This window comes from Halomonas sp. C22 (assembly GCF_007655045.1).
Classification (GTDB): Bacteria; Pseudomonadota; Gammaproteobacteria; order Pseudomonadales; family Halomonadaceae; genus Vreelandella; species Vreelandella hamiltonii.
The window spans coordinates 391,142-401,460 of sequence record NZ_VBVC01000001.1 but is presented as its reverse complement, the minus strand read 5'-3'; the positions used below and the strand labels follow the sequence as shown (position 1 = coordinate 401,460).

Here is a 10,319-nt window from a genome sequence, read left to right as displayed (position 1 = left end):
TCCGCCTATCCTGTGCATTGGCCAGCGAAAAAGGAGGCCGTACTACGCGAGCCGCTCGCTCAACCACCTGCCAATATCGTTGACCTGCTGCGGGCAGAGCGCGTGGGCCATGGGATATTGACGATAGTTCACCGAGTAACCGAGCGCCTTGAGACGCTCGGCGCCAGTGCGGCCAAGCGTTTCAGGCACGATGGGGTCAAAGTTACCATGATGCACCTCAAGGGGGATATGGCGGTTGGCCTCGGCCAGTTCAATGCTGTCGGCGGTGGCAAAGTAGGTCGACATCGCCAGCAACCCGCCCAGCGGCTGGGGGAACGAGAGGGCCGCCTGATAGGCCACCGCGCCGCCCTGAGAGAACCCCGCCACGATGATGCGCTGGCTATCGATGCCTTGATCGATCTGCTCCTGAATCAGCGCCTGAATGCGCGCAGCGGAGGTTTTCAGCTGCACTTCGTCGACCCGGCGCCCCAGGTCCATGGCCAGAATGTCATACCAGGCAGGCATCACCATGCCCCCATTGATGGTCACCGGCAGGCGCGGCGCATGGGGCATGATGAAGCGCACATGGGCGCTTTCCGGCAAGGCCAGCGCAGGCACCAGCGGCTCGAAATCGTGCCCGTCGGCACCGAGTCCATGAATGATGAACACGCACGCATCGGCGGGTTGACCATGTTGCGGCTCGATAATCAGTTCGCCTGGAGCTGTCATGTCGCATTCCTTGGTGGCTTTCAAAAGCGCCACCCTAGCGTAAAGCGACGCGTTGGGCGAGTCCTTCCCCGCTTAAAACGGCCACACCCACGGAATCAACGTCACCGCAATGGCCCCGGTCAGCAGGTTCAATCCACCTCCTACGCGCAGAAAGTCCCCTAGCCGATACCCCCCTGGGCCATGCACCATCAGATTGGTCTGGTAGCCAATGGGGGTCAGAAAACTGGCCGACGCAGCAAACATGACGGCCACCACGTAGGGCATGGGATTGACGCCCAGGCTTTCGGCCGCCGCCATCACTACCGGAAAGATGATCACCGCCGCCGCGTTATTGGTCACCATCTCGGTGAGCAGCGCCACCACGCAGTAGGTGCCCAACAGCAGTAGCCAGGGATTACCTGCCACCAGAGAGAGAATACCGCCCGCCATCACGTCGGCTGCTCCAGAGGTTTGCAGCGCCGCCCCCACGCCGAACGAGGCCGCAATGGTCAGCAGAACCTGAGTATCCAGACCCCGCTTGGCCGCGCCTACTGTACAGCAACCGGTCAGCAGCACCATGGCAGCGCCCAGCATGGCGGCATTGAGCATGCTGAGCACGCCAAAGGTCGCCAGCATCACCGCCCCCAGCAGGATCGCCCAAGCCAGCGGCGCCTTTTCATGCACCGGCCTGGCCGCACCGTTGAGTTCACTGATCAGCAGGAAATCCCTGGACTGGCGATGGCGCTCGATGAACGGCGGGCGAGCCTCGAGCAGCAGCACGTCCGCTGGCTGCAGACGTACCTGTCCGAGGTTGCCGGTCACCCGCTCGCCGCCGCGGCAAATCGCCAACACCGCCGCCCCGTATAGAGTTCGAAAGCGGCCGTCGCGAATACGCTGGCCAATGAACTGGCACTGGCTGGAGACCACGGCTTCTACCAACCGTCGCTCCTTGAACTCCTTCTCCAGGCTGGAAGCGCCATCCCGAGAGGGAATCAGACCCCGGATCTGCTGCAGCTCCACGGCCGCCGCCGACGTGCCCACGAACACCAGCCGGTCACCGCCCTTGAGCTGCTCGCCCGGCCCCACCACGCTGACCACGTTACCGTCACGCTCGATCTCGACCAGAAACAGCTCCTGAAGATGCCGCAGCCCCGCCTCCTCCACGGTGCGGTTCACCAGCACGCCGGTGGGGTCCACCTCCATCTCGATGGTAAATTCCCTCGGGTTGGCAAAGGCACTGGCGACGCCTTTGCGGGCAGGCAGGATGCGCGGCCCCAGCACGATCAGGTAGGTAAGCCCGGCCAGAGCCACCGGCAGGCCAACCCAAGCCAGGTCGAACAGCCCCATGGCCAGCTCCGGGTAGCGCTCCACCAGCAGCCCATGCACCACCAGATTGGTGCTGGTGCCGATCAGCGTGATAGTCCCGCCAAGAATGGAGGCAAAGCTCAGCGGCATCAGCAGCCGCTGGGGAGACAACTTCAAACGGCGGCTCCAGCTCATCACCGCAGGGATATAGGTGGCCACCACCGGGGTATTGTTGAGGAAGCCGCTCAGCGTTGCCACCGGCAGCAGCAGCCTGGTCAGGGCGCCCCGCTCGGTGGCTGGGCGACCCAGCACATAGCGAATGATCAAATCGATGCCGCCGGTTTCACGGATGCTGGCCACCAGCACGTACATGAACGCCACGGTGAACAGACCGCTGTTGGAGAAGCCTCCCAGCGCCTGCTGCGGGTCGATGACCCCCAGGGTCAGCAATACCACCACGGCCCCCATTAGAATGATATCGGGGCCCAGGCGCGACAGCGCCATGAGGGGGAAAATCGTCAGCACCACCCCAACGGCAATCCAGGCATCCAGCGACATAAACCCATATCCTTGATAAACGAACCTGGGGATATTGTGCCGCCTGCCTAATATTCTAAAAAGTTATTTTTAGAAACACAGTAAGAACAAAATAGAATATATCCATGAGGGGTGAGGGGTGAGGGGTGAAGCGAAAATCGTGACAAACAAAAAACCCCGCACGAAGGCGGGGTTTTTCTACAGACTGACCCGTAGGTCAGCTGACAACATCATTCGTTCAGATTACAGAACTTTGATGTTGGAAGCCTGAAGGCCTTTTTTACCCTGGGTGACGTCGAAGGAAACCTTCTGGCCGTCTTGCAGAGTTTTGAAGCCGTCAGCTTGAATTTCGGAGAAGTGCGCGAACAGGTCGTCGCCATTGTCGTCCGGAGAAATGAAGCCGAAGCCTTTAGTGTCGTTAAACCACTTAACGGTACCAGTTGCCATGATCGAAATCCTCGATTTAGCTTAATGAAGAGCCGGGTAATACCCGAGTTGCAGTGGGTAGAACAAGAAACTTTCACCAGACTCAACGCGAGAGCGTTTCGATACTGCTGACTACGTTCGACTTGCTAACCAACTGCATGCAGCATGCGCTTAACGACGCTGCACGTCAACACTATGATGGAAAAAAATGTCAGTGCAATGAATTTTCTTCCAAAATCCATCCGGCGGCCTTTTCGGCGATCATCAGCGTCGGCGAATTGGTGTTACCACTGGTGATGGTGGGCATCACTCCTGCGTCGGCCACCCTCAGTCCAGACACCCCGCGAACCCGCAATTGCGCATCCACCACGGCCATGGGGTCGTCGTCTTTTCCCATCCGCGTGGTGCCGACCGGATGGAAAATCGTCGTGCCAATATCCCCTGCCAAACGGGCCAGCTCCTCGTCGGTCTGGTACTCCACGCCCGGCTTGATCTCTTCCGGGGCGTATCTGGCAAAGGCGGGCTGCTCGGCGATGCGTCGCGTCACCCGCAGCGAATCGGCGGCCACCTTGCGGTCCTCGGGGGTGCTCAGATAGTTCGGCGCGATTGCAGGTGCCTGGCGCGGGTCGGCGCTTTTCAGGCGCACGGTGCCTCGGCTGGTAGGATTCAAGTTGCACACGCTGGCGGTGATCGCAGGGTACGGGTGCAGAGGCTGCCCAAAGGCTTCGAGACTCAACGGCTGCACGTGGTACTGGATATTGGGATACGGCTGGTCGTCGGAACTACGCGTGAACGCGCCCAACTGCGACGGCGCCATGCTCATGGGTCCCGTGCGCCGCGTGAGGTACTCCCATCCGATACCGGCTTTGCCCCATAACGTGCTGGCCATGGCGTTCAACGTTTTGGCATTGCTGACACGATACACCGAACGTATCTGGAGGTGATCTTGCAGGTTCTCGCCCACCCCCGGCAGGTCGTGCACGACCTCGATGTCATGCTCGGCAAGGTGCTCGGCGGGACCGATGCCCGATAACTGCAGCAGGTGGGGCGAGCCAATCGCGCCGGCACACAGCACGACTTCCTTGCTGGCCTGCACACGCAGAGTCTTGCCTGCTCGCACCACTTCGACTCCTTCGCAGCGGGGGACGGCCTGATCACGCTCGAAGCAGAGCCGGTTCACCTGGGTGGAGTGCCACAGCGTCAGGTTGTCCCGCTTCAAGGACGTGCGCAAGAACGCCTTGGCTGTGTTCCAGCGCCAGCCGTCGCGCTGGTTGACTTCGAAATAGGCAACGCCTTCGTTACTACCTCGATTGAAGTCCTCGGTTCGAGGAATACCGGCCTGAACGGCAGCTTCGGCAAAGTCATCCAGCACCTGCCACTTTAGGCGCTGCTTCTCCACCCGCCACTCGCCGCCGTGGCCATGAAACGCGCGGTGAGTGTCATCACCGTCGCTGCCTTTATCCAATCGGTAGTGGTTTTCGTGTTTGATAAAGTCCGGCAGGCAGTTCTCCCAGCGCCAGGCATCGCTGCCGGTCACTTCCGCCCAGTGGTCGTAATCCCGCGCCTGGCCGCGCATGTAGATCATGCCGTTGATACTGGAGCAGCCGCCCAGAGTCTTGCCGCGCGGATAGATCAGCGAGCGACCGTTCAACCCCTGGTCGGGCTCCGTGCGAAACAGCCAGTCGGTGCGCGGGTTATTGATGCAATACAGGTACCCGACGGGTATATGAATCCAGTGGTAGTTGTCTCGGCCACCGGCTTCGATCAGCAGCACCCGATTGTTCGGGTCGGCGCTCAGTCGGTTGGCCATCAGGCACCCTGCGGTGCCTGCGCCTACCACGATATAGTCAAAGCATTGCATGGCGGCACGAGCCGCCATGGGGGTAGTTGTATTGTTGGACATGCAGATGACTCCGGTGAAGAGCGGGCGTTACTTCGCCGTGGGCATCACGAATTCGGCACCGGCGTCGATGGAGTCAGACCAGCGCTGCATGATCGACTTCTGCTTGGTATAGAAGCGCACGCCCTCTTCGCCATAGGCATGGGTATCGCCAAACAGCGAGCGCTTCCAGCCGCCGAAACCGTGCCACGCCATGGGCACGGGAATCGGCACGTTGATGCCGACCATGCCCACCTGGATACGGCGGCCAAACTCACGGGCAACGCTACCGCTTTCGGTGAAGCAGCTCACGCCGTTACCAAACTCATGGTCGTTGATCAGTTGAATGGCAGTGGCCACGTCCGGCACGCGCACGCACACCAGCACCGGGCCGAAGATCTCTTCTTTGTAGATCGTCATGTCGGGGGTCACGTGATCGAACAGCGTGCCGCCCATCCAGAACCCCTCGGCACAGCCCTCTCCCGCGTTGGCGCCGTCGAATTCACGGCCATCGACGATCAGCTGTGCACCCTCGGCCACGCCCTTTTCGATGTAACCGGTAATGCGCTGATGGGCCTGGCGGGTCACGATGGGGCCCATTTCGGCATCCAGCTGCATGCCATCCTTGACCTTCAGCGCCTGGGCTCGCTCGGTGAGCATCGGCACGACTTTATCGGCAACGTCGCCCACCAGCACGGCCACGCTGATGGCCATACAGCGCTCACCGGCGCTGCCGTAGGCGGCACCGATCAGCGCATCGACGGCCTTGTCCAGATGGGCATCGGGCATCACCACCATATGGTTCTTGGCGCCGCCCAGCGCCTGCACGCGCTTGCCGTGCTTCGCGCCGCGCTCGTAAATCAGGTTGGCAATGGGGGTGGAACCGACGAACGACAGCGCCTTCACCTCCGGATGATCGATCAGCGCTTCCACGGAGTCCTTGTCGCCCTGCACCACGTTGAACACGCCATCCGGCAGGCCCGCCTGCTGCAACAGGTCGGCAATCATCAGCGAAGCGCTGGGGTCCAGCGGGCTGGGCTTGAGAATGAACGTATTCCCGGCGGCAATCGCGATGGGGAACATCCACATGGGCACCATGGCCGGGAAGTTGAACGGGGTGATCCCGGCCACCACGCCCAGCGGCTGTCGCACGGTCCAGTTGTCGATGCCGGTACTCACCTGCTCGGTATAGTCACCCTTCAACAGCTGAGGGATGCCACAGGCAAACTCGACGATATCGATGCCACGCGCCACTTCCCCCTGGGCGTCGGTGAACACCTTGCCATGCTCTTTGGTGATCGCCTCGGCCAGCGCATCCTTGTGTGTATTGAGCAGCTCCAGAAACTTGAACATCACCCGAGCGCGGCGAATGGGGGGCGTGTCGGCCCAGGCAGGGAAGGCCGCCTGGGCCGCCTGCACGGCCGTGTCCACATCCGCCGCCGACGCCAGTGCCACGCGGCCGGTGACCTGACCCGTGGCCGGGTTGAAAACGTCCTGGGAAGTACCAGAGGTGCCTTCGCTGCGCTGGCCGTTGATGAAGTGGTGAATGGCGTGAGTTGTCATTGTCGCTACCTTTATAAACATCGTTTAAGTGATGAGGAGAATCTGCCCTAGACTACCCGGCGCCACAGGCCAAGCAATTGAGTAATTTTTAACCCGGATATAAGCTCTGCTAATAACATGACAACGAAGGGCATCGACCATGCAGGAGTACGCCACGCTACGGGCCTTTGTGGCCGTTGCCCATACCGGCAGCGTGTCTCGCGCCGCTGAACAGCTGCACCTCACCCAGCCTGCCGTCAGCCTAAAGTTGAAGCAGCTTCAACAACACCTTGGCCTGACACTGTTCACCCGCCGCCCTCAGGGCTTGCGCCTCACTGCCGATGGCTATGCCCTGCTGCCCGCCGCCGAAAACGCCCTGGCCAGTGCGCTGGCATTCGAACAAAGCGCCAGTGCCCTGCACAGCACCCTGCGCGGCAAGCTGCGCATCGGCACCATCGTGGACCCTGAATTCATCCGCCTGGGCGATTTTTTGAGCCGCCTGATGGCCCGCGCGCCCCAGCTGGAAACGGAGCTGCACCACGGCATGAGCGGCAGCGTGCTGGAAGACGTGGTGCACAGCGAGCTGGATGTGGGCTTCTTTCTGGCACCGCCCGGCGAAGGCCCGGCCCATGACGCCTTGGCCTGGCGTGAGCTGACCCACTTTCATTACCACGTGGTGGCCCCCCCGGGCTGGGAGGCCAAGTTGGCCGACACCCGCTGGGAAGCGCTGGCCAGCCTCCCCTGGATCGTCACCCCCAGCGTGTCGGCCCACTCGCGCCTGCTCCAGCGTGCGCTGGCTGCCAGCGGCGCCACGCCGCACCGAGTGGCACAGGTCGACCAGGAAGCCTGCATGCTGGACCTGGTGCGCGCCGGGGTCGGTCTGAGCCTGGCCCGCGACGCGCTGGCCATGGCCGAGCGCCAGGAGAGCGGGCTGGCAGTGGCCGAGCACGTTCGCCTGCCCTGCGCCTTGAGCCTGATCTGGCGACAGGATCGCGCCATGGAGCCCACCATCAAGGCAGCGCTGGACACCCTGGATACCGTGTGGGCCCACCGCCCTTCCCTGGCGCCATAAAAAGCGCCAAAGGGTGGGCGGGTGAACAGACCGCGAAATTTGGGCAAATGGGGATTTTTCTACTAAAGTGGAAAATCAGCGTGAATAGACCAGTCGGCCTAAAGGAACGACTAGCCGCTGTGTGGTCTACCCCCTCACGTCCCGTTGATCTAAAGATAGGAGATCTTATGAGCAACACGATCAAGACCGTCAATCCCACCACGGGTGATACCCTCGAATCCTACACACTGATGGATGACCAGCAGGCTCAGCAGGTCGTCGAGGCCTGTCATGAGGCCTTTCTCGATTGGCGGCTGACCTCTCTGGGCGAACGCGCCCGTGTGGTCAAGGCCATTGGCCAGGCGCTGAAAGCGCATCGGGAAGACCTGGCCCAGCTCATGGTGAAAGAGATGGGCAAGCTGCCGGAGCAGGCCCGTCAGGAAGTGGATCTGTGCGTGGGCATTTGTGACTACACCGCCGAACACGGCCCCACCAAGCTGGCCGATGAAGAGCGCCAGCCCGGTAATGGCGAGCACGGTTTCGTCACCTACTCGCCCATGGGCGTGATCTACGGCATTCAGCCCTGGAACTTCCCTGCCTACCAGGTCGTGCGCTACTCCATCGCCAACATCATGGCGGGCAATGGCGTGCTGCTGAAACACGCCGAAAACGTCACCGGCAGTGGCCTGCTGCTGGAAAAGATCTATCGTGAGGCGGGCCTGCCGGAAAACGTCTTCCGCACTCTGGTGATTTCCCATGAAGTGTCCGACAACATCATCGCCCACAAGGCCGTGCGGGGCGTGACCCTGACCGGCAGCGACGGCGCTGGTCGCAAAGTGGCCGCCAAGGCCGCCGAGCACCTGAAAAAGACCGTGCTGGAGCTGGGCTCCAACGACGCTTATCTGGTGCTGGACGACGCCGACCTGGACGTGGCCATCGACACCTGCGTGACCGGTCGCGTATTCAACGGCGGTCAGACCTGCGTGGCCGCCAAACGCTTCGTGGTCACCGAGAAGAACTACGAAGCGTTCAAGGAGCGCTACGTGGCGCGCATGAAGGACCTGAAAGCGGGCGACCCTAGCCAGCAAGACAGCGACCTGGGCCCCATGGCCCGCGTGGATCTGCGCGATACCCTTCACGAGCAGGTGGAAGAGAGCGTGCGCAAGGGCGCGAAAATCCTCTGCGGCGGTGAAAAGCCGGAAGGCAAAGGCGCGTTCTACCCGGTCACGGTGCTGGATGACGTCACCCCCGGTCAGCCCGCCTACGACGACGAGCTGTTTGGCCCGGTGGCGGCGCTGATTCGCGCCAAGGATGACGACGACGCCATGCGCATCGCCAACGACAGCCGTTACGGCCTGGGCGGCGGCATCATCTCCAAGGACGTGAAACGTGCCACCGAGCTGGCCAGCAAGTATTTCGATACCGGCATGGTGTTCATCAACGGCTTTGGTGTGGCCACGCCCGAGATGCCGTTTGGCGGCGTGAAGGATTCAGGCTACGGTCGTGAGCACGGCGGCTTTGGCATGCACGAGTTCGTCAACGCTAAATCGGTGATTGTGGTGCAAAGCTAACATCACCAAGCCCATCGGCTCAAGATGGGCTAACCCATAAAAACGCCGCAGTGTCGTTTTCTCGACCTGCGGCGTCTTTATGAGTGGCGCATTTAAAAAGTGGCGTTAGGCGAGTTTTTGCTGCCGACGCTGCCATAGTGTCACCAGCAACGCGACCACCAGCCAACTTACCAGCGCAGCAATCACGTCATCCAGCACGATCCCCACTCCCCCGGTAACATGTTCCGCCAGATGAATAGGCGGTGGTTTCAGGCCATCAAAGAAGCGGTAGACGCCGAACGCCAAGGCCAACACCAGCGGATGGCGGGCAGCTTTTAGCCCCAGCACTGCCAAGGGGAAAGCCACATATTCATCGGCGACGATACTGCCATGATCCTGTCCATCAAAATGCAGGGACGCCATGTGGCACACCGGCACGGCGGCCAACAGCATCAGCGTGATGATGACCACCTGCTGACGGGTCGAGCGACCTGACAGCCACCAGGCCAACGGTAGGCCAAGCAAGGAACCAAACGTGCCTGGGGCCACGGGCATCAGCCCCAGCCCAAAACCGGTGGCTAACCACAAGTTGGCAGTGCCAACGATATCGAGCATCAGCTGGCCTGCTGGGCCTGATGTTCCAGTTCTGCCACCATGTCGGGCGACAGGTTCAGGGCGCTGGCCAACTGGTCCAGCCAGGCGCGTTCCATGGGGTTCTGGTCGTCGGTCACCGCCACGCTGATCAGGTACATTTCACGGGCGGCCTGGGGGGAGTCTGCTTCACGAGCCAGTGCCCTGGCGTCCAGCGGGGCGCGCAGCTGCTGCTCTACCCAGCGGTGCATCTCGTCGTCGGCACCCAGCGCATCGATCTGCTGAGTGATCAGCGCCTGCTCCTGTTCATCGATATGGCCATCGGCGCGGGCTGCCATGATCATGGCTTGCAACAGCTCCAGGCTGCGGCGCTCCTGATACTCACCGCTGAGTACCTCGACACGCTCCCCTTCTGCCGACGCCGCCGTGGCACCGCCGTTGGCCTGGGAGCGTTGCCAGGCTTTCCAGGCCAACACGCCCACCCCGGCAATGGCCCCATACTTCAGCGCTTTGCCCCCCATGCTGCGGCCTCGCTTGGAGCCAATCAGCATGCCCATGGCCCCGCCACCCAGCAGGCTCTTCATGTCGAACCCGCCCGAGCTGCCGCCGGAGCGCGCCGCTTGGCTGCCACTGCCGCCCAACTGCCGCGACAACCCATCCATGATGCCCTGCACGTCCATGCCACCACGGCCGCCTTTGCCACCACTGGCCTGATTCATCAACTGCTGGAGAATCTTGCTCGCATTCATCC

Annotated in this window: 9 protein-coding genes; 2 read left to right on the top strand and 7 right to left on the bottom strand. The window is 61.8% G+C overall.

Translation table 11 applies throughout. From position 1 onward, the window contains the following. Positions 1 to 42: 42 nt before the first annotated feature. The 5 genes from FEU76_RS01870 to FEU76_RS01850 all read right to left on the bottom strand — a co-directional run bounded on the left by FEU76_RS01870 (position 43) and on the right by FEU76_RS01850 (position 6,397). Positions 43 to 708 (bottom strand): alpha/beta hydrolase, encoded by a 666-nt coding sequence (locus FEU76_RS01870; protein ID WP_144979887.1) that lies wholly within the window; start codon positions 706 to 708, stop codon positions 43 to 45. Positions 709 to 780: 72 nt separating this feature from the next. Then, positions 781 to 2,550, bottom strand: coding sequence for an SLC13 family permease (locus FEU76_RS01865; protein WP_144979884.1), 1,770 nt, complete (start codon positions 2,548 to 2,550; stop codon positions 781 to 783). 222 nt (positions 2,551 to 2,772) lie between these two features. After that, on the bottom strand, positions 2,773 to 2,976 hold the full coding sequence (locus FEU76_RS01860; RefSeq protein WP_009101184.1) for a cold-shock protein: 204 nt from the start codon (positions 2,974 to 2,976) through the stop codon (positions 2,773 to 2,775). Positions 2,977 to 3,166: 190 nt separating this feature from the next. Next, positions 3,167 to 4,834, bottom strand: a complete 1,668-nt coding sequence (locus FEU76_RS01855; RefSeq protein WP_144980293.1) for a GMC family oxidoreductase N-terminal domain-containing protein — start codon at positions 4,832 to 4,834, stop codon at positions 3,167 to 3,169. Positions 4,835 to 4,885: 51 nt separating this feature from the next. Next, positions 4,886 to 6,397, bottom strand: a complete 1,512-nt coding sequence (locus FEU76_RS01850) for a CoA-acylating methylmalonate-semialdehyde dehydrogenase (protein WP_039175712.1) — start codon at positions 6,395 to 6,397, stop codon at positions 4,886 to 4,888. A 139-nt stretch (positions 6,398 to 6,536) separates the two neighbouring features. Here FEU76_RS01850 and FEU76_RS01845 point away from each other — a divergent pair, with 139 nt between their 5' ends. Next, positions 6,537 to 7,448, top strand: a complete 912-nt coding sequence (locus tag FEU76_RS01845) for a LysR family transcriptional regulator (RefSeq protein WP_144979881.1) — start codon at positions 6,537 to 6,539, stop codon at positions 7,446 to 7,448. Positions 7,449 to 7,615: 167 nt separating this feature from the next. Beyond that, complete coding sequence (locus FEU76_RS01840; RefSeq protein WP_144979878.1) at positions 7,616 to 8,998, top strand: NAD-dependent succinate-semialdehyde dehydrogenase; 1,383 nt, start codon at positions 7,616 to 7,618, stop codon at positions 8,996 to 8,998. A 105-nt stretch (positions 8,999 to 9,103) separates the two neighbouring features. Here the strand turns inward: FEU76_RS01840 and FEU76_RS01835 are convergent, their stop codons facing one another. Together FEU76_RS01835 and FEU76_RS01830 are read right to left on the bottom strand one after the other, a co-directional pair. Next, positions 9,104 to 9,583 carry a phosphatidylglycerophosphatase A family protein gene (locus tag FEU76_RS01835; RefSeq protein ID WP_446497370.1) on the bottom strand — a complete coding sequence of 160 codons (480 nt, stop codon included), beginning with the start codon at positions 9,581 to 9,583 and terminating at the stop codon, positions 9,104 to 9,106. Between the two features lie 8 nt (positions 9,584 to 9,591). Continuing rightward, positions 9,592 to 10,317, bottom strand: coding sequence for a tellurite resistance TerB family protein (locus FEU76_RS01830; protein ID WP_039175704.1), 726 nt, complete (start codon positions 10,315 to 10,317; stop codon positions 9,592 to 9,594). Positions 10,318 to 10,319 lie beyond the last annotated feature (2 nt).